Consider the following 24,237-nt stretch of genomic DNA (forward strand, 5'->3'; position numbering starts at 1 on the left):
CAAGTCTCATTATACGATGCACAACCGGTCTCAAGCCGAACCGCGGGATGCCGCTGCCGCCCCGCTCGGCGCGCCGCCTTCCGATCTTCCCACACCGCTGCTCGGCGGCCTGACGCCGGCGCAATTCATGCGCGGCTACTGGCAAAAGAAGCCGCTGCTGATCCGCCAGGCGATCCCCGGCGTCGCGTCGCCCGTCACGCGCGATGCATTGTTCGAGCTCGCCGCCGACTATGACGCGGAATCGCGATTGATCACCCATTTTCGTAACAAGTGGCAACTGTCGCACGGTCCGTTCGAGCCCGACTCGCTGCCCGCGGTCACGCGCAAATCCTGGACCTTGCTCGTGCAGGGGCTCGACCTGCACGTCGACGCGGCCCGTGCGCTGCTCGACCGCTTCCGCTTCGTCCCCGACGCGCGGCTGGACGACCTGATGATCTCGTATGCGACGGACGGCGGCGGTGTCGGCCCGCACTTCGATTCGTACGACGTCTTCCTGCTGCAGGTCGAAGGCCGGCGCCGCTGGCGGGTCGGCGCGCAGAAGGACCTGTCGCTGCAGGCGGACGTCCCGCTGAAGATCCTCGAGAACTTCGAGCCGAGCGACGAATGGGTGCTGGAGCCCGGCGACATGCTGTACCTGCCGCCGCACATCGCGCACGACGGCGTCGCCGAAGGCGAGTGCATGACCTGCTCGATCGGCTTCCGGGCCCCGTCCGCCGGCGAGCTGGGCGCCCAGTTCCTGTACTACCTCGCGGAGCGCGGCGGCCTGCGCGACGCGGGCGGCGACGACCTCTACCGCGATCCGAAGCAGCCGGCCGTCGACGCGCCCGCGCAACTGCCGCCGGCCATGGTCGACCGTGTGGCCGAGATCGTCGACGCGATCCGCTGGCGCAAGCGCGACGTCGCCGAATTCCTCGGCTGCTACCTGAGCGAGCCCAAATCGAACGTCGTTTTCGACCCGCCCGAGCGCCCGCTGTCCGAGGCCGCGTTCGTCACGCAGGCATCGCGCCGTGGCGTGTGTCTCGACAGAAGGGCCGCATTGATGTATAACGCGCGCTCGTACTTCATTAATGGCGAGGAAGGGCCACTCGAGCAAGCCGATGAATGGCTGCCCGAACTGGCCAATCAACGCCAGATGGAGGCGAAACGGTTTGTAACACTATCCCGGGTTCCCTCGATGACAGCCTTGTTGCACGAGTGGTATCGTGCGGGCTGGATACGGGTCGGAAGCCGGAATTAGTGTGAGTCGCCCCGTATGCCCATACAGATCAAATTCTGTATGGGAAAGACAACGTATTGACCCCGCATTTGTCGACGGTCGATAGGAAAGTGCATATAATTTCCGCCCAAGCCGTAGGGAAGATTCACGCTCTAAGAAGTGCATCTCCACCAGCGGCCCAGGTCGGTGTTGGAGCACATTACCGGTATTGTTTCGCGCTGTTGCTTACCTTTAACCATAAAAGGACGTGATCATGAAGAAATCCCTCCTCGTAGCTTCCCTGTTGGCTGCTGTTGCACTGGCTGCTTGCAACAAGAGCGCTGATCAAGCTGCATCGTCGGCTGCTAGCGACGCATCGGCTGCTGCTTCGTCGGCTGCTTCGGCAGTTGCTGGCGCTGCGAGCGACGCTTCGGCTGCTGCTTCGTCGGCAACGGCTGCTGCGAGCGACGCTGCTGCTGCAGTGGCGTCGGCTGCTTCGGCAGCGACGGCTGCTCCGGCTTCGGGCGCAAGCCAGTAAGCCTTCAGCATCAGCTGAAAAAAAACCGGCCCGAGGGCCGGTTTTTTTACGTCTGCCGCTTTCGAATCGATCGCCCGGCAGCCACTTCGGGCCGCCGCAGCAGCCCTGCCCGCTCATCCGAGCATCAGCCAGTCGAAGCCCGCGTCCTGCGAGGCCACGACCACGTCTTCCCCGTCCGTCCCGAGCACGCCGCCAAACGCCTGGCGGGCCAGTTCCGGCAGGTTGTTCTGCAGGCTCAGATGGGCCGCGACCAGGTGCTGCAGACGACTGCGTTCGAGCGATGCGAGGATGCCGGCCGCCGCGTCGTTGCTCAGGTGGCCGTGGTTGCCGCCGATCCGCGCCTTCAGCGACTGCGGATAGCGGCTGGCGGCCAGCATCGCGGTATCGTGGTTGGATTCGAGTACCAGCGCGTCACAGCCGCTCAGAACGGCCGTGATGTGCGGCGTAGCCATCCCGACGTCCGTCAGCACGCCGAGCCGGCGGTTTCCGTCCATGAACACGAACTGGAGCGGCTCTCGCGCATCGTGCGGGACCGTATAGGGCATCACGGCCAGATCGCGTATCGCAGCCGTCTCGTCGCCCCACAGCACGTGGAGATCGACATCGGCCTCGTCCGCGCCGACCGCGCGCGCGGTGCCCCAGCTCATGTAGAGCGGCAGCGACGCGCGGCGCGCGAGCGTCAGCGCGCTGCCGACGTGGTCGCTGTGTTCGTGGGTAACGAGGATCGCATCGAGATCGGCGATGCAGAGATTCAGTCGGCCGAGCCGGCGCTCGACCTCCTTGGCAGAAAAGCCGCAGTCGAGCAGCACGCGGGTGGTCGTCGTGCCGCTCGAGGCCTCGACGACCAGCGCGTTGCCTTCGCTGCCGCTTCCGAGGCTGGCGAATCGCACGCGCTCAGTTCAGCTGCGCGTGCAGCAGCGAAATGATCCGCTGCGCGTCCGACGAGTTGTCGACCTGGCCGTTCGCGCCAATCACCGCCACCTGCGTGCCGCCGGCGCCTGCCGCGCGCACGTTGATCAGGTATTCCTTGCCCGGCTTCGCCGCCGACGGGCCGCCGTAGAACAGCTTGCCGAACAGGCCGTCACGCTTGAGCTCTTCCATCGAATTCGCATAGCGCACGGTGTAGACGCCCTTCTCGCGATCGCGATTGTCGACCGTGAAGTTGGTCCGGTCGAGCGCCAGGCCCACGCGCAGCCACGCACGGTCGAACGACTCGGCCAGTTGCAGCGTCGCCGCGCCGCCGCTCGTGTCGGTGACCTGCGCCGGCGCCGTCGCGGGGCGCGCATCGGTCAGCAACTGCTTCGCCTGCGCGTCGGTCAGGCCGAACTTCTGCATCAGTTTCGACAGGAACACGGCTTCGAGCACCGGGTTGCGTGGACGCTCTTCCCAACGCGACGACGTGCCGCCCTGCGGGCCGACCATCATTTCTTCCATCGCGCTATGCGTGATCGAGATGTCGGTGTTGCCGTCCGACGTGCGGTTCACGAGCGTGCGGAAGCGGTCGCGCGTGCCCGACGAGTACGCGAAATCGATGACCCGGCCGATCGTACGGCGGAACCAGTCGTCCGGAATGTTCGCGCGGTTCTCGGCCCAGTCGGTGGCCATGATGCCCGTCGACGGCGCATCGGTCTTCAGCGAGAAGCCGTTCTCCTGCCAGAACTCCTTCAGGATCGGCCACAGCTGCTCGGGCGTCCGGCCGTCGACGACGAGCCAGCGGCGATCGCCGTCGCGCTCGATGTGCATGCCGAGCGGATCCTGCGCACTCGGAATGCCGTCGGTCGCGTTGCCGGCTTGCGTCGTGGCCCGCGGCGGCAGCGTGCCGAGCCCGGCGTTGGTCGGCGGTGCGACGAACTGCTGCGTCGTCTGCACCGGCTTCAGGTCGCTCGGCACTGCGAGCGGCGGCGCCGACCCGGTGTTCTTGTAGTTGACCCGGTCGGGGGCCAGGTAGTCGTTCAGCGTATCGCAGCCAGCGAGCGCGCCCAGCGCCAGCGCCACCACCGACAACTGGATGGCGCGAGAGGAAATGGCGAAACGTTTCATGAAATCCTTCGTCTTGCTAGAACGCTCGTCAGGAGCGGCGCCGGACGGAGCCGGCCGGTGCGGGTTGATCAGGGGTCGAGCCGGCGGCCGCAGGACGCGGCCGCCTCGGCATCAGGCGAGAACGCCGGCCTCGACGAGGGCCGAACGTACGGCATCGTGGCAGCGCTCGTCGAGCGGCGTGAGCGGCAGCCGGATGCCGCCCTGCATCTTGCCCATCGCCTGCAGCGCCCACTTCACCGGGATCGGGTTCGCTTCAATGAACAGGTTCTTGTGCAGCGACAGCAGCTTCATGTGCAGTTCGCGCGCCGTTGCGACGTCGCCGGCCAGTGCCGCGCGGCACAGCTCGCTCATCGCGCGCGGCGCGACGTTCGCGGTCACCGAGATGTTGCCGTGGCCGCCGAGCAGCATCAGCGCAATCGCGGTCGGATCGTCGCCGCTGTAGATCGCGAAATGCTTCGGCGCGGCCTTGATCAGATGTGCGGCGCGATCGATGTTGCCGGTCGCTTCCTTCACGCCGATGATGCCCGGCACCTGCGCGAGGCGCAGCGTCGTCTCGTGCGCCATGTCCGCGACCGTCCGGCCCGGCACGTTGTACAGGATCACCGGCAGGTCGACCGCTTCGGCGATCGTCCGGAAGTGGCGGTACATGCCTTCCTGCGTCGGCTTGTTGTAGTACGGCACGACCTGCAGCGTCGCGTCCGCGCCGACGGCCTTCGCGTGCTTCGTCAGCTCGATCGCCTCGGCGGTCGAATTGCCGCCCGCGCCCGCGATGATCGGAATGCGTTTCGCCGCATGCTCGACCGCCGTGCGGATCATCAGGATGTGCTCTTCGACGCTGAGCGTTGCCGACTCGCCGCTCGTACCGACGACGACGAGCGCATCGGTGCCTTCCGCGATGTGCCAGTCGACCAGTTTGCGAAATGCCGGCAGGTCGAGACTGCCGTCTTCGAGCATCGGGGTGACGATCGCGGGGATGCTGCCGCGGATTTGAATGCCGTCTTGGGTGCCGTTAGCCATGAAACGCGATTGATTGTGTACCGGTAAACGTTGAGATTGTAGCGGATTAGCCGGGCAGTTCGTAACGTGGAATTCCCGCCCCCGCCTTCGGGGTCGCGCCCTCGCGCACTGCGCTAAGACGCTGGACGAACGCCTCGCGCGGCGCGGCGATGAAACCGTCCTCGTACGCGACCACCCGCAGGCGGCCGCGCACGGCGTCCAGCAACTCGCCCGGGGCGAGCAGGAACGCGGGGTTGGACGGTTTTCCGACCGTTTCGTTTCCTTGCGCGAAGGTTTCGTAGATCAGCACGCCGCCCGGCGCCACGGCATCGAGCAGATGGGGCCAGAGCGGGCGATGCAGATAGTTCGTGACGATTACGGCCGCATACTGCTCGCCGGCCGGCAGCGGCCATGGCGCGCCCTCGAGATCGGCGTCTCGGGCGTCGACACCCGGAATCGCGCGCAACACGGCCAGCGCGGCCGGGTCACGGTCGAGCGCGACGACCGGATGCCCTCGCGACGCGAACCAGCGCGCATGGCGGCCGCCGCCCGCGGCGACGTCGAGCACCGCACCGCCGGCCGGCACGAGCCGCGCCCATTGCGCGACCCAGCGCGACGGCTCGGCCTGGCCGACGTGGCCGCCCGCGGCGGCGATGACGGATTCGCTCATGCGCCGGATCAGTTGTACGACAGGCCCATCGCGTCGCGCACGTCGCGCATCGTTTCCGTCGCGTACTTGCGCGCCTTGTCGCAACCGTCCGCGACGATCGCACGCAGCAGCGACGGATCGTCCATGTACTTCTGCGCGCGCTCGAGCATCGGCTGCTGTTCGCGCAGGATGCCTTCGACGACCGGCTGCTTGCAGTCGAGGCAGCCGATGCCCGCCGAACGGCAGCCCTTCTGCACCCATTCGTGCGTCGCTTCGTCCGTGTAGACCTGGTGAAGCTGCCACACCGGGCATTTGTCGGGATCGCCCGGATCGGTGCGGCGCACGCGTGCGGGATCGGTCGGCATCGTGCGGACCTTCTTCGTGATCGTGTCGGCGTCTTCACGCAGGCCGATCGTGTTGCCGTACGACTTGGACATCTTCTGCCCGTCGAGGCCCGGCATCCGCGACGCTTCGGTCAGCAGCGCCTGCGGCTCGACCAGGATGATCTTGCGCGCACCTTCGAGATAGCCGAACAGGCGCTCGCGGTCGCTCATCGACAGGCTTTGCGATTCCTGCAGCATCGCGCGCGCCTGTTCGAGCGCCTCGTCGTCGCCCTCCTGCTGATACGCGTTGCGCAGTTCGTGATAGAGCTTCGCGCGCTTGCCGCCGAGCTTCTTCGCGGCTTCGAGCGCCTTCTCCTCGAAACCGGGCTCGCGGCCGTACAGGTAGTTGAAGCGGCGCGCGATCTCGCGCGTCATCTCGACGTGCGGCACCTGGTCCTCGCCGACCGGCACGAGCGAGCCGCGATACAGCAGGATGTCGGCGGCCATCAGCACCGGGTAGCCGAGGAAGCCGTAGGTGGACAGATCCTTGTCCTTCAGCTTCTCCATCTGCTCCTTGTAGGTCGGCACGCGTTCGAGCCAGCCGAGCGGCGTGCTCATGCCGAGCAGTAGCGCGAGTTCCGCGTGCTCGGGCACCTTGCTCTGGATGAACAGCGTCGCCTGCGCGGGATCGATGCCGGACGCGAGCCAGTCGATCAGCACGTCCCACACGTTCTTCTCGATGACCTCTGGCGTCTCGTAGTGCGTCGTCAGCGCATGCCAGTCGACGACGCAGAAGAAGCACGGGTACTCGGATTGCAGCTTCACCCAGTTTTTCAGCACGCCGTGGTAATGGCCGAGGTGCAGCGACCCGGTGGGTCGCATGCCGGAGAAAATACGTTCTGGGAACATGATTGTCGTTAGAAAAGCGAGGCGAAGGGAGACAGGATGGCGCTCAGGACGGCGTAGCCGACATTGACGAGCGGACGCAGCCAGAAGTTCGTCAGCACGCCCGTCGTGACGAGCACGAGGACGATGATGAAACCGTACGGCTCGATGCGCGACAGCGCGATCGATTGCCTGGTCGGCAGCAGCGCCGCCAGGATGCGGCCGCCGTCGAGCGGCGGCAGCGGAAACAGGTTCAGCACGCCGAGCACGAGGTTCGCGCTGACGCCGGCGAACGCCATCCGCGTGAAGAACGGCTCGTCGACGCCGACGGCCGGCAGCACGAGGGTCAGCAGGCCCCAGACGAGCGCCTGCACGAAGTTGCAGGCCGGGCCCGCGAGCGCGACCCAGAGGCTGCCCCAACGCGGATTGCGCAGGTTGCCGAACGATACCGGCACCGGCTTCGCATAGCCGAACAGGAACGCACCGCCGGTCAGGAAGTACATCGCGAGCGGGATCGCGATCGTGCCGAGCGGATCGATATGGCGCATCGGATTGAACGACACGCGCCCCATCGCGTAGGCGGTGTTGTCGCCGAGCAGGCGCGCGGCGTAGCCGTGCGCGGCCTCGTGCAGCGTGATCGCGAAGATCACGGGCAGCGCGTAGACGGCGATGGTCTGTATCAGGGAAGCATCCATATCGCGTTATTGTAACAAGCGCACTCGCGTAGAAATGAACGGCGCGCTCATGCGGCCGAGAGTCCGAACGGTTCGAGCGCGCCGCGCCCCGCGCGGATGAGTTCGGGCGCATCGCCGGTCAGGTCGATCACCGTCGACGGTTCGCGCGGGCACGCGCCGCCGTCGATCACGAGGTCGACCTGTTTCTCGAGCCGCGTGCGGATTTCCTCGGGATCGTTCAGCGGTTCATCGTCGGGCGGCAGGATCAGCGTCGTGCCGAGCAGCGGCTGGCCGAGCGACTCCAGCAGCGCGAGCGTGATCGCGTGATCGGGCACGCGCAGCCCGATCGTCTTGCGCGACGGGTGCGACAGCCGGCGCGGCACTTCCTTCGTCGCCTGCAGGATGAACACGTACGGGCCCGGCGTCACCGACTTGATCTGCCGGTACTGGCGGTTGTCGACCATCGCGAAGTTGGCGAGCTCCGACAGGTCGCGCACGAGCAGCGACAGGTGCTGCTTCTCGTCGAGGCCGCGAATCCGGCGCACGCGTTCGACCGCATCCTTGTCGTCGAGATGGCACGCGAGCGCATAGCTCGAATCGGTCGGCATCGCGATCACGCCGCCCTTGTTGACGATCTCCACCGCCTGCTTGATCAGGCGCGGCTGCGGATTATCCGGATGAATCCTGAAGAACTGGGACATGGGGATACGTAAAGAGGGAGAAGTCGGATGCGCGCATCGGCGGCCACGCGGGCGGCCCGAAGCCGCCCGGCGTCAGAGCCAGCGCTCCCAGACCGGTGTCAGGTCGGGCGGCAACGGCGGCAGGCTGCCGAGCTCGATGCGGCCCTCGCCCGGCGCGTGGAAATCCGATCCGCGCGACACTTCGAAGCCGAAGCGGCGTGCAACGTCCGCGTATTCGCGGTACTGGTCGGGCGTGTGGCTGCCCGTGATGACCTCGATCGCGCGGCCGCCGAGATCGATGAACTCGCCGAAGAACGCGTCGAATTCGACCGGCGTATAGCGATAGCGGCCCGGATGCGCGACCACCGCTTCGCCCCCTGCCGCACGGATCCAGCCGACCGCGTCGGACAGGGACGCCCAGCGATGCGGGACGAAGCCGGGCTTGCCGTCGCCGAGCAGGCGATCGAATACATCCGACGTCGATTCGGCATGGCCGTTTTCGACGAGAAAGCGCGCGAAGTGCGTGCGCGAGATCAGGTCGGGATTCGACACGTATTTCAGCGCGCCTTCGTACGCGCCGGGAATGCCGAGCGTCGCGAGCTGCTCGGCGATTGCCAGCGCGCGCGCCGCGCGGCCGTGACGCGTGCGGTACAGGCCGTCGACCAGCGCCGGATGGGCGGGATCGATGTTCAGACCGACGATGTGTACGGTGCGCGATGCCCAGGTGACCGAAATCTCGACGCCGCTCAGGTAGCGCATGCCGAGCGCTTCCGCCTCGCTGCGCGCCGCCGCCTGGCCGCCGATCTCGTCGTGATCGGTCAGCGCCCACAGGGTCACGCCGCCCGCATGCGCGCGGCGCGCGACGTCGGCAGGCGACAGCAACCCGTCGGAAACATTGGAATGGCAGTGGAGATCGGCGTTCATTGTCGGCATGGCAGGTAAGGCCTCATTCTACTGCAATGCGGCAATTGCGCCGGCCGCCCGCCGTGCCACCCGGGCCGCGCGCCTACGCGCAGAACGCCTCGATCAGCGCCGCGATCTGCTCGGGCTGGTCGTGATGCACCATGTGGCCGGCATCCTCGATGAGCTTCTCGCGCCAGTCGGGGAACGCGTTGAAGCGCGCCTTGAATTCGGGCAGAGGAATATCGCCGGCGATGTAAGCGAGCGTCGGCGAATTGACGGCCTCGACGTGCAGCACCTTCGCGCGCACCTGCTTCCAGGTCGCCATCACTTCGTCGAGCCGGTACAGCAGCGGGCCCGGCATCTTGTGCGCCGGGTCGGCCAGCAGATGGTAGAGGCCGTCGTCGCCGCGTTTCGACCAGTGCGCGGCGAGAAATGCGGCGCGGCGCGGGTCGAGCCGCGGATTGGTCTTGATCAGGCGCGCCGCCACGTCGTCGAGGGACGCGTACGGCCGCAGCGCGGGCGGCTCGCGCAGCTCGTCGAGCCAGCCGCGTAGCCGGCGCGGCGCCTGTTCGGCGCGGGCCGGCGCGAGCCCGAACCCTTCGAGATCGACCACGCGGCGCACGCGTTCCGGCCGCGCGCCGGCATACAGGCACACGACGTTCGCGCCCATGCTGTGTCCGATGAGGTTGACCTCGCCGGTCGGCGCGTAGCGGTCGACGAGCGCATCGAGGTCGCCCAGGTACTCGTGGAACCAGTAGTGGCCGCCGCCCTGCCGCGCGACCGGCCAGTCGGACAGCCCGAAGCCGCGCGCATCGGGCGCGATCACCTGCCAGTCGCCCGCGAGCGCATCGACGACGAACTGGAACGACGCCGCGACGTCCATCCAGCCGTGCAGCATGAACAGCGTCGGCGCATCGGGCCGGCCCCAGCGCCGTACATGCAGCTGGACGCCGCGCACCGTGATGAAATCGGAAACAGAACTCGAGGCACTCATTGCAACCGCCAAAAAAGAATGATCGTTCGATTATAGCGGCGCCCCGGTTCCGGCGGCCGGCGATCGAGGTACCGCTCTAGCGGCGAGGTCGTTCCAGCGCCGGCCGGCAACACGCCATCGCTCAGGTGCGCGAGCCGGCGGCGACCACCCGGACGCGGCCGAACGCGATCCGGCTAATGTGCGGGACGTCCGTCCGCCGCATCCTGGGCGGCCAGTTCGTCGAGTTCGGCCTGCTCGAAGCCGGCATCGCGCCGCGCATCGAAATTGAACGGGCCGCGCAGTCGTGGCGCGTGGTACTGCTCGGCGAGCTGCCGGTAGGTCGGCACGGGGTCGCGCCCGGCGGCGTCGCACAGATGGCGGAACCAGCGGTTGCCGATCGCGACGTGGCCGATTTCGTCGCGCAGGATCACGTCGAGGATCGCGGCCGACGCATCGTCGCCCGCCTGCACGAGCCGTGCGCGGATCGGCGGCGACGCGTCGAGCCCGCGGGCCTCGAGCGTCCGCGGCACGAGCGCCATGCGCGCGAGCACGTCGTTCCTGGTCCGCTCGCACATCTCCCACAGTCCGTTGTGCGCGGGAAAATCGCCGTACGCATGCCCGAACCCGTCGGCGAGCCGGTCGGACAGCAGCGTGAAGTGGTAGGCCTCCTCGGCCGCGACCTTCAGCCAGTCTGCGTAGAACGCGTCCGGCAGGCCCGCGAAGCGCCAGACTGCGTCGAGCGCCAGGTTGATCGCATTGAATTCGATATGGGCAAGCGCGTGCAACAGCACGGCACGCCCTTCCGGCGATCGCATGCTGCGCCGCTGCAGCGCGCGCGGCTCGACGAGCGGCGGCCGCGCCGGGCGCCCGGGCAGACCGGCCGGTTCGTGCAGCTGAAGCGACGATGCGATCGCGGCCTGCCCGGCTCGCAGCGCATCGTGCAGCGCGCGCACCTGCGCGGCCTTGGCCGCCGGCTCGGCAATACGCAGCGCGTCGAGCGCCACGCTGCGCACACAAGCGGGCGCCGGGCCGAAAGAAGAAGACACGATGCTCATAAACGGGGACACCTTGCGTACGCGTCGCGGGAGCACAGGCACGCGACGGTTTACAATATGCGTTTGTTCCACGGCGCCAGGCGCCGGGCAAACCGGACGCGCCATTCTACCGGCGCCCATCATCGAAGAGACAAGGAGACCCCGTGACGATCTACAAGCTGGGCGATACGGCCCCGACGATCCACGAAAGCGTATTCGTCGCCGACACGGCGGCCATCATCGGCAAGGTCGTGCTCGAGGAAAACGCGAGCGTGTGGTTCGGCGCGACGATTCGCGGCGACAACGAGACGATCACGGTCGGCGCCGGCAGCAACGTCCAGGAAGGCGCGGTCCTGCATACCGACCCGGGCTTTCCGCTGACGATTGCGGACAACGTGACGATCGGGCACCAGGCGATGCTGCACGGCTGCACGATCGGCGAAGGTTCGCTGATCGGGATTCAGGCGGTGGTCTTGAATGGAGCGGTCATCGGCCGCAACTGTCTGGTGGGTGCCGGCGCGGTCGTGACGGAAGGCAAGACGTTCCCGGACAACTCGCTGATTCTCGGCGCACCGGCGAAAGTCGTGCGCGAGCTGTCGGCCGAAGACGTCGCGCGGCTGCGCGCAAACGCGAAGACATATGTCGAGCGACGCGCGCATTTCAAGGAGCAACTCGTGCGGATCGGGTGATTCGCACGGATTTCAAGGAAGAAGAGTGAGCGACCAGTTACAGAAATTCATGTTCAATGCGGCGCCCGTGCGCGGCGAGATCGTTTCGCTGCGCAACACGTGGCAGGAAGTGCTCGCCCGCCGCGACTACCCTGCCCCCGTGCGCACGGTGCTCGGCGAGATGATGGCCGCGTGCGCGCTGCTGTCCGCGAACCTGAAATTTCACGGCACCCTGATCATGCAGATCTTCGGCGACGGGCCGGTCCAGATGCTGGTCGTCCAGTGCGGGTCCGACCTGTCGATGCGGGCCACCGCGAAGTTCTCGGGCGACGCCGCGCAGACGATCGACGACGACACGAGCTTCGCGTCGCTCGTCAACGCGAGCGGCCACGGCCGTTGCGTGATCACGCTCGACCCGGCCGACAAGCTGCCGGGCCAGCAGCCGTACCAGGGTATCGTGCCGCTGAACGGCGTCGACGGCCCGCTCGAATCGGTGTCGCAGGTACTCGAGCACTACATGCATCACTCGGAGCAGCTCGACACGCGGCTGTGGCTCGCGGCCGATCGCGATCGCGCGGTCGGGATGCTGCTGCAGAAGCTGCCGGGCGACGGCGGCATCGTGCCGCGCAACGCCGAAACCGATATCGACACGTGGGAGCGCGTGTGCACGCTCGGCGGCACGCTGTCCGCGAAGGAACTGCTCGAAGTCGAACCGGAAGTGGTGTTCCGCCGGCTGTTCTGGCAGGAAAACGTGCAGCACTTCGAACCGGCCGGCACGCGCTTCCAGTGCTCGTGCTCGCGCGAGAAGGTCGGCGCGATGCTGCGCATGCTCGGTCGCGAGGAAGTCGACAGCGTGATCGTCGAGCGCGGCCACGTCGAGATCCACTGCGAGTTCTGCAACCAGCGCTACGAATTCGATCCGGTCGACGTCGCGCAACTGTTCGCGGCGCCCGGTGTCGAAACCGGCATCGCACCCGCGACCGACCAGCGTCACTGAGCCGCGCGCCCGTGCCCGCCAGCGGCACGGCGCGGGCGCATAATGACGCACGAGCGCCGCACGCGCGGTTCAGGCGCCGGAGGCACGGCCTTCGGCGCAAGCCGCTTTCCGCGGTCGGCGCGCCGCAGGAGAAACACATGAATCGCCGCCTCTTTTGCACCCTCCGCACTCTCGTCCTGACAAGCATGGCCGCCGGTACGCTCGCGCTTGCCGGCTGCGCGATGCCCCCGCCGACTGCCACGATCCTGAGCCGCCTGCCCGAACCGGGCGCGTCGGGCGGCCAGCCGCCCGTGCTGTCGAGCGCCGAACGCAAGCGCTACGACGAGATCGACCAGCAGGTGCTGCGCGAGCAAAACAACGCGATGGCGGCCGAAGCAGCCGCGCGTGCGTGGGCCTATTATTCGCCGCCGCCCGTGACGGTCTACGGCGGGTACTACGGTGGATGGGGCAATCGCTGGGGCACCGGCATCGGTTACGGCTACCCGGGCTGGTGGTGGTGAGCAGGCATCGCCCGCTCGATTGACGACTGGCAGGAAATAAAAAAGCGCGGCATTTCCCGCGCTTTTTCAATGAATTCGAGGTATCGCGCTCAGTGATGCGCCGCCTTGCCCTTGTCGCCGCCGTGATGCCGCGACGGCTTCGCGACCGACTGCGGATTCGGCACGACCCGCACCGGGGCCGCGGACACGGCGCCGCGCGTCGACGTATTCGACGGCGTGGTGTTCACCGGTCCTGCAGGTGCATTCGGCGACACGAACTGCACGAATACTTCGCCGTCCTTCACCATGCCCATCTCGTAGCGCGCACGCTCCTCGATCGCCGCGGTGCCGCTCTGCAGATCCTGCACTTCGCCGGCGGTGCGCTCGTTGCGCAGCTTCTCGTCCGCGTTCTTCTGCAGCTGGTCGTCGAGCTGCTGACGCAATTCGTGCACCCGCAGCCAGCCGCCGTGTCCCCACCATAGGGGGTACTGAATGAGCGCCAGCAAGGCAATCAGGACGACAGTGACAAGCCGCATGTAAGAGACGCAGATATAAGAAGCGCCGCTCCGCGCACAGGCACAGAGCGGCGTCGAGATGACGAACCCGATAGTAGCGCGTTAGCGCAGGTTATAGAAAGCCGATTTGCCCGGGTAGCTCGCGATGTCGCCGAGATCTTCCTCGATACGCAGCAACTGGTTGTACTTCGAGATGCGGTCGCTGCGCGACAGCGAACCCGTCTTGATCTGACCGGCGTTCAGGCCGACCGCGATGTCCGCGATCGTCGAATCTTCCGTTTCGCCCGAGCGGTGCGAGATCACGGCCGTGTAACCCGCACGCTTCGCCATTTCGATCGCCGCGAATGTTTCGGTCAGCGTACCAATCTGGTTGATCTTGATGAGGATCGAGTTCGCGATGCCCTTCTCGATGCCTTCCTTCAGGATGCGCGTGTTGGTCACGAACAGGTCGTCGCCGACCAGCTGCACCTTCTTGCCGAGGCGGTCGGTCAGCAGCTTCCAGCCGTCCCAGTCGCTTTCGTGCATGCCGTCCTCGATTGACACAATCGGGAACTTGTCGGCGAGCGTCGCGAGGTAGTCGGTGAATTCGGCCGACGACAGTTGCAGGCCTTCGCCCGCGAGCTGGTACTTGCCGTCGTGGTAGAACTCGGATGCCGCGCAGTCGAGCGCGAGCAGCACGTCTTCGCCCGCACGGTAGCCGGCCTTCTCGATCGCCTGCAGGATCGTCGACAGGCACTCGTCGTTGCTGCCGAAGTTCGGTGCGAAACCGCCTTCGTCGCCGACCGCCGTGCTCATGCCGCGGTCGCTGAGGATTTTCTTCAGCGCGTGGAACACTTCCGCGCCGCAACGCAGCGCTTCACGGAACGTCGGCTGGCTGACCGGGACGATCATGAATTCCTGGATGTCCAGGCTGTTGTTCGCATGCGCGCCGCCGTTGACGATGTTCATCATCGGCACCGGCAGTTGCATCGCGCCCGAGCCGCCGAAATAGCGGTACAGCGGCAGGCCGGCCTCTTCGGCGGCGGCCTTCGCGACGGCCATCGACACGGCCAGCATCGCGTTCGCGCCGAGGCGCGACTTGTTGTCGGTGCCGTCCAGCTCGAGCAGCGTCTTGTCGAGGAACGCCTGTTCCGACGCGTCGAGGCCCATGATGGCTTCGGAGATTTCGGTGTTGATGTGCTCGACCGCCTTCAGCACGCCCTTGCCGTTGTAGCGGCCGGCTTCGCCGTCGCGCAGTTCGATCGCTTCACGCGAGCCGGTGGACGCGCCCGACGGCACCGCCGCGCGGCCCATCGTGCCCGATTCGAGCAGCACGTCGCATTCGACGGTCGGGTTGCCGCGCGAATCCAGAATCTCGCGGCCGATGATATCTACGATTGCACTCATGGGTTTCCTCTGAGAATGACGATGGATTCTTCAAACTGCGACGGCGTGCGCGCCGCAACCGCTTTCGCTACAGACGCGCGAAGCCGTCGCAAGGTTCATTCGATCTTTAATTGAAATCGTTTTCCAGGAACGGATTGCGCTTCACCGCCTGGTCGAGCGTGACGAGGGTCTCCAGCAACGCGCCCATGCGGTTCAGCGGCACCGCGTTCGGGCCGTCCGACTTCGCCTCGGCCGGATTCGGATGCGTTTCCATGAAGAGGCCCGCGACACCCGTCGCGACCGCCGCACGCGCGAGCACCGGCACGAATTCGCGCTGGCCGCCCGAGCTCGTGCCCTGCCCGCCCGGCAACTGCACCGAGTGGGTCGCATCGAACACGACCGGCGCGTTCGTTTCGCGCATGATCGCGAGCGAACGCATGTCCGACACGAGATTGTTGTAGCCGAACGAGACGCCGCGCTCGCACGCCATGAAGCGGTCTTCCGACAGACCGGCTTCACGCGCCGCGTCGCGCGCCTTGTCGATCACGTTCTTCATGTCGTGCGGCGCGAGGAACTGGCCCTTCTTGATGTTGACGGGCTTGCCCGAGCGCGCGCACGCATGGATGAAATCGGTCTGACGGCACAGGAACGCCGGCGTCTGCAGCACGTCGACGACCGACGCGACCTGCTCGATCTCGTCGATCGAATGCACGTCGGTCAGCACCGGCAGGCCGAGCTGGCGCTTCACCTCGCCGAGGATCCGCAGCCCCTCGTCCATTCCGAGGCCGCGAAACGACTTGCCCGAACTGCGGTTTGCCTTGTCGTAGGACGACTTGTAGATGAACGGAACGTTCAGCTTCTCGCAGATTTCCTTCAGGCGGCCGGCCGTGTCGATCGTCATTTGCTCCGATTCGACGACGCAGGTACCCGCGATCAGGAAGAAAGGCTGGTCGAGGCCGACCTCGAAATCGCACAGCTTCATGCTTGCACTCCGCGCGCTTGCTTGTTGGCGAGCGCGGCTTCGACGAACGACTTGAACAGCGGATGACCGTCACGCGGCGTGGACGTGAATTCCGGGTGGAACTGAACGCCGACGAACCACGGGTGCATCGAACGCGGCAACTCCATCATTTCCGGCAGATCCTCGCTCGGGGTACGGGCGCTGATGATAAGGCCGCCGGCTTCGAGCTGGGGCACGAAGCGGTTATTGACTTCATAACGGTGGCGATGGCGCTCGTTCACGTCCTTGCCGTAGATTTCTTCCGCCATCGTGCCCGGCTTGATCGGGCAGCGCTGCGAACCCAGGCGCATCGTGCCGCCGAGGTCGGATTCCTCGGTGCGCGTCTCGACCTTGCCTTCGCGGTCGTACCATTCGGTGATCAGCGCGACCACGCGCTCCGGCGTGTCCGGATCGAATTCCGTGCTGTTCGCCTGCTTCAGGCCGACGACGTCGCGCGCGAATTCGATCACCGCGAGCTGCATGCCGAGGCAGATGCCGAGGTACGGCACCTTCGACTCGCGCGCATAGCGAACCGCGGCGATCTTGCCTTCCGTGCCGCGACGGCCGAACCCGCCCGGCACCAGCACGGCGTCGAGATGCTTCAGGCTGTCGACGCCGTTCGTCTCGAGCTCTTCCGAGTCGATGTACTCTATGTTGACCTTGGTCGACGTGTGGATCGACGCATGGCGCAGCGCCTCGATCAGCGACTTGTACGACTCGGTCAGGTCGACGTACTTGCCGACCATGCCGATCGTCACTTCCTGCTTCGGGTTTTCCAGCTTCTCGACGAGCGCCGACCACATGCTCAGGTCGGCGTCCTTCGGCGACAGCTTCAGCTCTTCGCAGATGATCCGGTCGAGGCCCTGGTCGTGCAGCATCTGCGGAATCTTGTAGATGCTGTCGGCGTCCCACACCGAGATCACCGCGTCTTCCGGCACGTTCGAGAACATCGAGATCTTCTTCGATTCGTCGTCGGGGATGCGGCGATCCGCGCGGCACAGCAGCACGTGCGGCAGGATGCCGATCTCGCGCAGCTTCTGCACGCTGTGCTGGGTCGGCTTCGTCTTCAGCTCGCCGGCCGTCGCGACGTACGGCACGAGCGTCAGGTGCACGAAGCACGCGCTGTTGCGACCGAGGCGCAGGCTCATCTGGCGCGCGGCCTCGAGGAACGGCAGCGACTCGATGTCGCCGACCGTGCCGCCGATCTCGACGATCGCGACGTCCGGCTCGCCGCAGGTGGCCGATGCGGCCCCGCGCTCGATGAACGCCTGGATTTCGTTCGTGATGTGCGGAATGACCTGCACGGTCTTGCCGAGATAGTCGCCGCGGCGTTCCTTGCGGATCACCGATTCGTAGATCTGGCCGGTCGTGAAGTTGTTGGCCTTGCGCATCTTCGTGCTGATGAAGCGCTCATAGTGGCCGAGGTCGAGGTCGGTCTCCGCTCCGTCTTCCGTCACGAACACTTCGCCGTGCTGGAACGGGCTCATCGTGCCGGGGTCGACGTTGATGTAGGGATCGAGTTTGAGGAGGGTGACTTTCAGACCGCGCGATTCGAGGATCGCGGCGAGAGAGGCGGCGGCAATACCCTTGCCGAGGGAAGAAACTACGCCGCCGGTGACGAAAACATATTTGGTCATCGCTGGATGCTCGCGGGAAAAACGGATTATACCGTAAAGCCCGCCCTTCTCTCAGCAATTGACGTGATGATCGCGCCCTTTCGTGCCGGCCCGCGCCGACACGAACCGGCCGGCCGGTCGGCGCCGCGCGCATGCGCGCCGGCGGGCGTTCCGGCCGCCCGGCGAAGCGTCAGGCGCGCTTCGCGAGCGGCGCGCCTGCCTGCGAAACGCCGCCCTCCTCCGCCTTCAGCGAATTCAGCATCCGCTGCAATGCGCGGGCGGTCTCGATCGGCCGTTCCATCGGGAACAGGTGGCTCCCCTCGAGCCATTCGATGCGCCCGCGCGTCGCGCGGCGCGTCGCATCGAGCCCGACCTGCCGCACCTCGCGCGAGCGCGTGCCGGCGAGGAAGCCGAGCGGCACCGGCGCGCCGTGTGCGAGCCGCGGGCCGAGCGTGTGCGGCAGCGTCCGGTAGATCAGGTATTCGACCTGCCGGTCGAACGCCAGCGCGCGCTCGCCGTCGGCGCCGGCCTGAGGGATCCCGTGGTCGATATAGTCGGCGAGCATCCGCTCGTCCCAGCGCGCGAACGCGGGCTTCTCGCGAAAGTGCCGCCACACTTCGTCGCGGCTCGTCCAGCGCGTGCGCCGGTTGCGCGTCGCGGCGGCCGGCGACAGCCGCTCGTCGAGCCCCGCCCACTGGCTCGCGCGCAGCGCGCCGGCGCGCCAGCCCGCGATGATCGGCGAATCGATCATCACGACGCCGCGCACCCACTGCGGCTTCTTCAACGCAGCCATCAGCGACAGGTAGCCGCCGAGCGAATGGCCGACGAGCCAGACCGGGCGCTCGTAGCGGCTGCCGATATCGTCGAGCAGTTGTTCGACGAGATGCGGCCAGTCGCGCGTCACCGGGTAGCGGCGATCGTGGCCGATCCGTTCGATGTAGCGCAGCTCGTAGTCGTCGGCCAGCTCGGCGAAGATCGTCCGGTACGTCGACGCCGGAAAGCCGTTCGCATGCGAGAAGTGGAGGATGTCCTTCAAACGCCGATGTCTCCTTTGTCGGCGGGAGTCAGTGCTTCAGCACGTACTCCCACCCCATGCTTCGCGGTCGGTGGGCGTAAGCGCTTCAGCGCTTACGCCAGCCCCATGCTTCATATTTATCTGTGTCGGAACCGCGCTTCGGCACGGTAGGCCGGCCTGGCGCTTTCCGTCCCGATACGCCGGCCTTCGCCGCGCTCACCGGTCCATCCAGTACCGGCGCCGTTCGTCGCGATAGCGCGCGAATGCGAACCCGCCGCCGGCCGGCGCGACGTCGAACCGCACGGCGCCGTCGCGATCGGTGCGCGGCAGCGGAATCCCGCGCGCCTCGTAGCGGGCGAGGACCGTCCGGTGCGGATGCCCGAAGCGATTGCGATAGCCTACAGGAAAAGCCGCGACGCGCGGCCCGACCGAATCGAGGAAAGGCTCGATCGACGACGTACGGCTGCCATGGTGCGGAACGACCAGGATCTGCGCGGCCAGCGCGTCGCGCGCGTCGGCCACCAGCCGACGCTCGGCGGCGGCCTCGATGTCGCCCGTCAGCAGCGCGGAGGTGCCGCCGGCGTCGATACGCAGCACACACGATTGTCCGTTGGACGAACCCGTGCCCACCCCGCCCGGCGGCCACAGCATCGTGAAGACGACGCCGTCCCAGCTCCACCGCTGCCCGGCTGCGCAAGGCAGCCGATCGGCCACGCCGGCCGCCTGCGCATCGCGCCACAGCCGGTGCCGCGGCGCAATACCGGCCAGCAGCTGACGCACGTCGGCGGCCGCATAAACGGCCGGCGCGCCGCCCGCGTGATCGGCATCCGCGTGACTGAGGACGAGCGAGTCGATCGTCGCGATGCCGCGCGCCCGCAACGCCGGCGCGACGATCCGCGTACCGGCGTGGGACGACTCCGCGCCCGGCCCCGCATCGAACAGCAACGTCCGCCGCGCGGTTTCGACCAGCACCGCCGCGCCTTGCCCGACGTCGAGCACGGTCAGCCGAAAGCCGCCGGGCGGCGGCGCATCGGGCGCCGGCGCGACGAGCGGCAGCCACGTCAGCGGCGCCGCCCAGCGCAACGGCCAGCCGCGCGGCATCAGCGCCCACGCGACGCCCACGCATGCGAGCGCCAGTACCGGCCAGTCGGGCATGCGCAGCCAGAACACGCCGGCCGGCCAGTCGGCCAGCTGCGCGAGCAGCGTCATCATCGGTGCGAGCGCCGCATGCGCAAGCCGAAAGGCCGCCGCATCGAGCGGCGGCGGCAACGCGATGCCGGCCAGCACGACCGGCGTCACGACCGAGCTGACCCACGGAATCGCGAACGCATTGCCGAACGGACCCGACAGGGAAACCTGCGCGAACCAGGCGGCGGTGAGCGGCGCAAGACCGATCGTCACCGCGTACTGCACGCGCGTCGCCTCGGCGATGCGGCGCCGGCCACGCGTCGCCCACCCGCGCAACCGGCTCCGCAAGCAGGCCGCGCCGCTTTCCGCGCCCGCTTCGTCGACATCGTCGAGCTCGCGCACCGCACGCCAGCCGGCGACGGCCAGCAGGATCACCGCGACCGCACCGAACGACAGCCAGAAGCCGGCCGACAGTACGGCCCACGGATCGGCGAGCAGCACGCCGCCGAGCGCCGCGCACAACACCGCGGACGTCGGCACGCTGCGGCCGGCCAGATACGCGACGCCGCCGCCCGCGATCATCCACCACGCGCGCTGCGCCGGCACGTTGAAGCCGGCGAGCGCGGCGTAGCCCGCGGCAGCAACCAGCGCGGCAAGCGCGGCCGCGTACGGCGCCGGCAACACGAGCGTCGCGGCCCGCGCGCGCCAGCGCACGCGGCGCCAGACCATCGACACGAGCCAGCCGGCAATCGCGCCGACCAGCCCGACATGGAGACCGGAAATCGCGACCAGGTGGCTCGTGCCCGTGTTGCGCAGGACGCGCCAGTCGTCGTCGCCAATGCCCGACTGGTCGCCGATCGCCAACGCCGCGACGATGCCCCGGTGCGCCGCATCGGTGCCCAGCACCGCGCCGATGCGTGCGCGCAGCGTGTCGCGCACCCGATCGATCGATGCACGCCATCCCGATACGCGCGCACCGAGCAATACCGCCCGACGCGGTGCACTGACATAGCCGATCGCACGAATGCCCGCGGCGAGCCATGCCGCCTCGCTGTCGCGCACGCCGGGATTGGCCTCGGCATGCGGACGCTTGAGACGCACGACGAAACGCCAGCGTTCGGCAGCGCGCAAATCCGGAAGCGCATCGCGTGTCGCGGATGCGCCGTACGCGCGCCACGACAACCGGATCAACGGCGGAAAACGGGCGAGGCCTGCATCGTTCGACTCGACCGCCAACAGCAGCCGCGCGCCTGTCTCGTCGACGACGGGCAGCCCGCGGATCACGCCCGTGACGACGATGTCGCGCCCTTCCCACTCGACAGGCAGGCTGTCGCGCAGCCGCCATTCGGCGCGCGCGGCCGCATAGCCGAACCCCGCGACGCAGGCCGCGACCGCGCACAGCATCCATCCGCATACCACGACCGCGCGCGTGCGCCGCCGACGCACGCACCATGTGCCCAGCGCCGCGCAGCCCGCGAGCACGGCTGCTCCGATCGTCCATGCGACCGCCCCGGGCAACGCCGCCTGCCGCTGCAGCACGACGACGCCGAGCGCGAACGCGATCCACCACACGCGCATTCCGCCTCCTCGTCGACCCGGCGCCGCCCCCTGCAACGCGGCGCCTTCCGGCAACGATTATGCGGACGAAAGTGCGAGTCGCGGCAGCGCGGCGAGCGCGTTAGCCGAAGTGCATACGGCCAGTTCGCCAGTCTCGAGCCCGCGCAATTCGGCGAGCACGCCGCCGATCCGCGGTACCTGATCAGGCGTATTGCGGGATTTGTATGCCCATTCGGGCGCGATGTCGGGCGCGTCGGTCTCGACGACGAGCGCGTCGAGCGGCAACTCGGTGGCGAGCCGGCGGATCTGCCGCGCGCGCGTGAAGGTCACGTTGCCGCCGAAGCCGAGATGCAGCCCCTGCGCCAGGTACGCTTCGGCCTGCTGAAAACTGCCGTTGAACGCATGCGCGATGCCGCGCCGCACGCCGAAACGGCGCAGCCCGGCGAGCACGCGGTCCTGCGACTTGCGCACGTGGCACAGCACCGGCAGGTCGAATTCCCGCGCGAGCCTGAGCTGGCCCTGATAGAAGAACTGCTGCCGCGCTTCGTCGAGCCCCGGCACGAAATAGTCGAGCCCAATCTCGCCGATCGCGACGAACCGCGGATCGTCGAGGCTCGCCTCGATCTCCATGCGCAGCCGGTCGAGATCGGCGTCGCGCGCCTGCGGCGTATACATCGGATGGATGCCGAGCGCATAGACCGCACCCGGCGTGCGCTGCGCGAGTTCGCGCACCGTCGTGAAGTTGTCGCGCCCGATGCTCGGGATCACGATGCGCGACACGCCGACCGCGCGCGCAGCCTGCGCGACCCCGTCGCGGTCGGCGTCGAACTCGGCGGCATCGAGATGGCAGTGCGTGTCGATCCACATGTCAGCGGTCCTGTGTCGTTGCGCCGTGCCGCGACGAACCGGCGGCCGGCCAACGGCGTGGCTTTTTTACACCGGCAGCGCCGGCTCCTCGTGCAGCACCCCGTCGCGCAGCCGCATGATGCGGTCGCAGCGCGCGGCGAGATCGGGGTCGTGCGTGACGATCACGAAACTCGTTTCGAGCGTCTCGGACAGTTCGAGCATCAGGTTGAACACCGTATCGGCCGTCGTGCCGTCGAGGTTGCCGGTCGGCTCGTCGGCGAGCACGCATGCGGGCTTCGTGACCAGCGCGCGCGCGATCGCGACGCGCTGCCGTTCGCCGCCCGACAGCTCGCCCGGCCGGTGCTTCGCCCGCGGGCCGAGACCGACGCGTTCGAGCATCGCCTGTGCCTGCGCGCGCGCGTCCTCGGTCGTCATCCGGCGGATGCGCAGCGGCATCGCGACGTTGTCGAGCGCCGTGAACTCGGGCAGCAGGTGATGGAACTGGTAGACGAAGCCGAGCGCGCGGTTGCGCAGCTCGTTGCGCTCGCGCTCGGCGAGCTGCGTAAACGGCTTGCCGAGCAGCGACACTTCGCCGGCGCTCGGCTCGTCGAGACCGCCGAGCACGTGCAGCAGCGTGCTCTTGCCGGACCCCGACGCGCCGACGACCGCGAGCTTCTCGCCGCGCCGCACCGTCAGCTCGGTGTTGTTGAGCACCTGCACGTTGAAGCCGCCCTGCACGAACGCCTTCGTGATCCCGCGCGCCTGAAGCACGTATTCCTGCATACCTGCCGAATCCTGTCTGTTGTGTTGTTGTCGTGAATCCGCGAATGCGGCCGCGCGGTCATTCATAGCGGAGCGCCTCCGCCGGCTTCACCTTCGCGCCGCGCCAGCTCGGATAGAGCGTCGCGACGGCCGACAGCGCGAACGCGATCAGCCCGATCCGGATCACGTCGCTCGCGACGAGTTCGGACGGCAGCTCGCTGATGAAGTACACCGACGGCGGCAGGAACTGCACGCCGAACAGGTGTTCGATCATCGGGATCAGCCACGGGATGCTCCATGCGATCAGGCAGCCGAGCGCGACGCCCGACGCGGTGCCGACGAAGCCGATCGTCACGCCCTGCACGACGAAGATCTTCATGATCGACCCCGGCTGCGCGCCGAGCGTGCGCAGGATCGCGATGTCGGCCTGCTTGTTGGTCACCGTCATCACGAGCGACGACACGAGGTTGAACGCGGCCACCGCGATGATCAGCGTGAGGATGATGAACATCATCCGCTTCTCGATCTGCACGGCCGAGAACCACGTCTTGTTCTGCTGGGTCCAGTCGCGGATGTACAGGCTGCCCGACAGCGTATGCGACAGCTCGACCGCGACCTGCGGCGCCTTCTGCATGTCGGTGAGCCGCAGCCGCACGCCGGTCGGCGCGCTCATCCGGAACAGCGCCTCGGCGTCGCGGATGTTGATCATCGCGAGCGTGCTGTCGTATTCGTAGTGGCCCGATTCGAACACGCCGACGACCGTGAACTGCTTCAGGCGCGGCATCATGCCGGCCGGCGTGATCGAGCCTTCGGGCGCGACGAGCGTGACCTTGTCGCCGACCGTCACGCCGAGATTGCCGGCGAGCGCGTCGCCGAGCACGATGCCGAACTGGCCCGGCACGAGCGCGCCGAGCTGCCCGGCCTTCATGTCCTTGCCGATGTCGGAGACCTGCGGCTCGAGCGACGGCTCGACGCCGCGCAGCATCACGCCGCTCACCGCGTCCTGGCGCGTGAGCAGCGCCTGCGCGTCGACGTACGGCGCCGCGCCGATCACCGACGGATTGCGGCGGGCTTCCTGCGCGGTCAGTTGCCAGTCGGGCATCGAACCCGTCGGCGAGAACACCTCGACGTGCGCGAGCACCGACAGCATGCGGTCACGCACTTCCTTCTGGAAGCCGTTCATCACCGACAGCACGACGATCAGCGCCGCGACGCCGAGCGCGATCCCGAGCATCGACACGAGCGCGATGAAGGAAATGAAGCCGTTGCCGGTCGTGCGTTTGCCGGCGCGCGTGTAGCGCCAGCCGATCTGCCATTCGTACGGAAGTTTCAAGCGAATCCTTTCTGCTGGTTACGGCGGGAGGCGGGAGGCGCGCCGCGGCCGGACCGCCGCCGGGTG

At 67.5% G+C, this 24,237-nt stretch carries 24 protein-coding genes and 1 pseudogene; 5 read left to right on the plus strand and 20 right to left on the minus strand.

Annotated features, from left to right (window positions below; all coding sequences use genetic code 11):
* The first annotated feature begins 16 nt into the window (after nt 1-16).
* Nucleotides 17-1,237: a cupin domain-containing protein gene (locus CFB81_RS10745; protein ID WP_089435257.1), complete on the plus strand. Its 1,221-nt coding sequence runs from the start codon at nt 17-19 to the stop codon at nt 1,235-1,237.
* 56 nt (nt 1,238-1,293) lie between these two features.
* A pseudogene (locus CFB81_RS36795) lies at nt 1,294-1,540 on the plus strand (hypothetical protein).
* Between the two features lie 20 nt (nt 1,541-1,560).
* Here CFB81_RS36795 and CFB81_RS36070 read toward each other — a convergent pair.
* The 11 genes from CFB81_RS36070 to CFB81_RS10805 all read right to left on the minus strand — a co-directional run bounded on the left by CFB81_RS36070 (nt 1,561) and on the right by CFB81_RS10805 (nt 10,911).
* A complete protein-coding gene (locus CFB81_RS36070) occupies nt 1,561-1,725 on the minus strand; it encodes a hypothetical protein (protein WP_176730179.1) in 165 nt (54 codons plus the stop codon).
* Nucleotides 1,726-1,846: 121 nt separating this feature from the next.
* A complete protein-coding gene (locus CFB81_RS10760) occupies nt 1,847-2,623 on the minus strand; it encodes an MBL fold metallo-hydrolase (RefSeq protein WP_089435258.1) in 777 nt (258 codons plus the stop codon).
* 4 nt (nt 2,624-2,627) lie between these two features.
* Nucleotides 2,628-3,773: an outer membrane protein assembly factor BamC gene (gene bamC, locus CFB81_RS10765; protein ID WP_089435259.1), complete on the minus strand. Its 1,146-nt coding sequence runs from the start codon at nt 3,771-3,773 to the stop codon at nt 2,628-2,630.
* A 111-nt stretch (nt 3,774-3,884) separates the two neighbouring features.
* Complete coding sequence (dapA, locus tag CFB81_RS10770; RefSeq protein ID WP_069617722.1) at nt 3,885-4,790, minus strand: 4-hydroxy-tetrahydrodipicolinate synthase; 906 nt, start codon at nt 4,788-4,790, stop codon at nt 3,885-3,887.
* A gap of 46 nt (nt 4,791-4,836) precedes the next feature.
* Nucleotides 4,837-5,439, minus strand: coding sequence for a bifunctional 2-polyprenyl-6-hydroxyphenol methylase/3-demethylubiquinol 3-O-methyltransferase UbiG (locus CFB81_RS10775; protein WP_069617723.1), 603 nt, complete (start codon nt 5,437-5,439; stop codon nt 4,837-4,839).
* An 8-nt stretch (nt 5,440-5,447) separates the two neighbouring features.
* Nucleotides 5,448-6,650, minus strand: coding sequence for a tryptophan--tRNA ligase (locus CFB81_RS10780; RefSeq protein ID WP_012328807.1), 1,203 nt, complete (start codon nt 6,648-6,650; stop codon nt 5,448-5,450).
* A gap of 8 nt (nt 6,651-6,658) precedes the next feature.
* Nucleotides 6,659-7,321 carry a site-2 protease family protein gene (locus tag CFB81_RS10785; protein WP_011549479.1) on the minus strand — a complete coding sequence of 221 codons (663 nt, stop codon included), beginning with the start codon at nt 7,319-7,321 and terminating at the stop codon, nt 6,659-6,661.
* 47 nt (nt 7,322-7,368) lie between these two features.
* Complete coding sequence (locus CFB81_RS10790; RefSeq protein ID WP_050012987.1) at nt 7,369-8,001, minus strand: L-threonylcarbamoyladenylate synthase; 633 nt, start codon at nt 7,999-8,001, stop codon at nt 7,369-7,371.
* A 72-nt stretch (nt 8,002-8,073) separates the two neighbouring features.
* Complete coding sequence (locus CFB81_RS10795) at nt 8,074-8,904, minus strand: 3',5'-nucleoside bisphosphate phosphatase (RefSeq protein ID WP_041492088.1); 831 nt, start codon at nt 8,902-8,904, stop codon at nt 8,074-8,076.
* A gap of 82 nt (nt 8,905-8,986) precedes the next feature.
* Nucleotides 8,987-9,877 carry an alpha/beta fold hydrolase gene (locus tag CFB81_RS10800; RefSeq protein ID WP_069617725.1) on the minus strand — a complete coding sequence of 297 codons (891 nt, stop codon included), beginning with the start codon at nt 9,875-9,877 and terminating at the stop codon, nt 8,987-8,989.
* 173 nt (nt 9,878-10,050) lie between these two features.
* Entirely contained in the window at nt 10,051-10,911 is an 861-nt protein-coding gene (locus CFB81_RS10805; RefSeq protein ID WP_089435260.1) for a ferritin-like domain-containing protein, read from the minus strand.
* Between the two features lie 143 nt (nt 10,912-11,054).
* Between CFB81_RS10805 and CFB81_RS10810 the strand changes: the two genes are divergently transcribed.
* The 3 genes from CFB81_RS10810 (at nt 11,055) to CFB81_RS10820 (ending at nt 13,055) form a co-directional block, all read left to right on the plus strand.
* On the plus strand, nt 11,055-11,579 hold the full coding sequence (locus CFB81_RS10810) for a gamma carbonic anhydrase family protein (protein WP_069617727.1): 525 nt from the start codon (nt 11,055-11,057) through the stop codon (nt 11,577-11,579).
* A gap of 25 nt (nt 11,580-11,604) precedes the next feature.
* Entirely contained in the window at nt 11,605-12,555 is a 951-nt protein-coding gene (gene hslO / locus CFB81_RS10815; protein ID WP_069617728.1) for an Hsp33 family molecular chaperone HslO, read from the plus strand.
* 185 nt (nt 12,556-12,740) lie between these two features.
* Nucleotides 12,741-13,055 (plus strand): hypothetical protein, encoded by a 315-nt coding sequence (locus CFB81_RS10820; protein WP_179235938.1) that lies wholly within the window; start codon nt 12,741-12,743, stop codon nt 13,053-13,055.
* Between the two features lie 89 nt (nt 13,056-13,144).
* Here the strand turns inward: CFB81_RS10820 and ftsB are convergent, their stop codons facing one another.
* From ftsB to CFB81_RS10865, 9 genes are all read right to left on the minus strand, one after another.
* Nucleotides 13,145-13,570 (minus strand): cell division protein FtsB, encoded by a 426-nt coding sequence (ftsB, locus tag CFB81_RS10825; RefSeq protein WP_069617730.1) that lies wholly within the window; start codon nt 13,568-13,570, stop codon nt 13,145-13,147.
* A gap of 81 nt (nt 13,571-13,651) precedes the next feature.
* Nucleotides 13,652-14,935 (minus strand): phosphopyruvate hydratase, encoded by a 1,284-nt coding sequence (gene eno / locus CFB81_RS10830; protein ID WP_006478406.1) that lies wholly within the window; start codon nt 14,933-14,935, stop codon nt 13,652-13,654.
* Between the two features lie 106 nt (nt 14,936-15,041).
* Nucleotides 15,042-15,896 carry a 3-deoxy-8-phosphooctulonate synthase gene (gene kdsA, locus CFB81_RS10835; RefSeq protein WP_006478405.1) on the minus strand — a complete coding sequence of 285 codons (855 nt, stop codon included), beginning with the start codon at nt 15,894-15,896 and terminating at the stop codon, nt 15,042-15,044.
* The gene (locus CFB81_RS10840) at nt 15,893-17,551 is read right to left on the minus strand and encodes a CTP synthase (RefSeq protein ID WP_006478404.1); all 1,659 of its coding nucleotides are present in this window, start codon (nt 17,549-17,551) and stop codon (nt 15,893-15,895) included. The genes kdsA and CFB81_RS10840 overlap by 4 nt, the downstream gene beginning before the upstream one ends.
* A gap of 169 nt (nt 17,552-17,720) precedes the next feature.
* Nucleotides 17,721-18,566: an alpha/beta fold hydrolase gene (locus CFB81_RS10845; RefSeq protein ID WP_069617731.1), complete on the minus strand. Its 846-nt coding sequence runs from the start codon at nt 18,564-18,566 to the stop codon at nt 17,721-17,723.
* Nucleotides 18,567-18,761: 195 nt separating this feature from the next.
* Nucleotides 18,762-21,251 carry a DNA internalization-related competence protein ComEC/Rec2 gene (locus CFB81_RS10850; protein WP_089435262.1) on the minus strand — a complete coding sequence of 830 codons (2,490 nt, stop codon included), beginning with the start codon at nt 21,249-21,251 and terminating at the stop codon, nt 18,762-18,764.
* 57 nt (nt 21,252-21,308) lie between these two features.
* A complete protein-coding gene (locus CFB81_RS10855) occupies nt 21,309-22,097 on the minus strand; it encodes a TatD family hydrolase (RefSeq protein WP_069617733.1) in 789 nt (262 codons plus the stop codon).
* A 66-nt stretch (nt 22,098-22,163) separates the two neighbouring features.
* Nucleotides 22,164-22,925: a lipoprotein-releasing ABC transporter ATP-binding protein LolD gene (gene lolD, locus CFB81_RS10860; protein WP_175806125.1), complete on the minus strand. Its 762-nt coding sequence runs from the start codon at nt 22,923-22,925 to the stop codon at nt 22,164-22,166.
* Nucleotides 22,918-24,171 carry a lipoprotein-releasing ABC transporter permease subunit gene (locus CFB81_RS10865; protein ID WP_006483000.1) on the minus strand — a complete coding sequence of 418 codons (1,254 nt, stop codon included), beginning with the start codon at nt 24,169-24,171 and terminating at the stop codon, nt 22,918-22,920. Before CFB81_RS10865 ends, lolD begins: the two co-directional genes overlap by 8 nt.
* Nucleotides 24,172-24,237 lie beyond the last annotated feature (66 nt).

It is taken from the genome of Burkholderia sp. AU28863 (assembly GCF_002223195.1).
Taxonomy (GTDB): Bacteria; Pseudomonadota; Gammaproteobacteria; order Burkholderiales; family Burkholderiaceae; genus Burkholderia; species Burkholderia sola.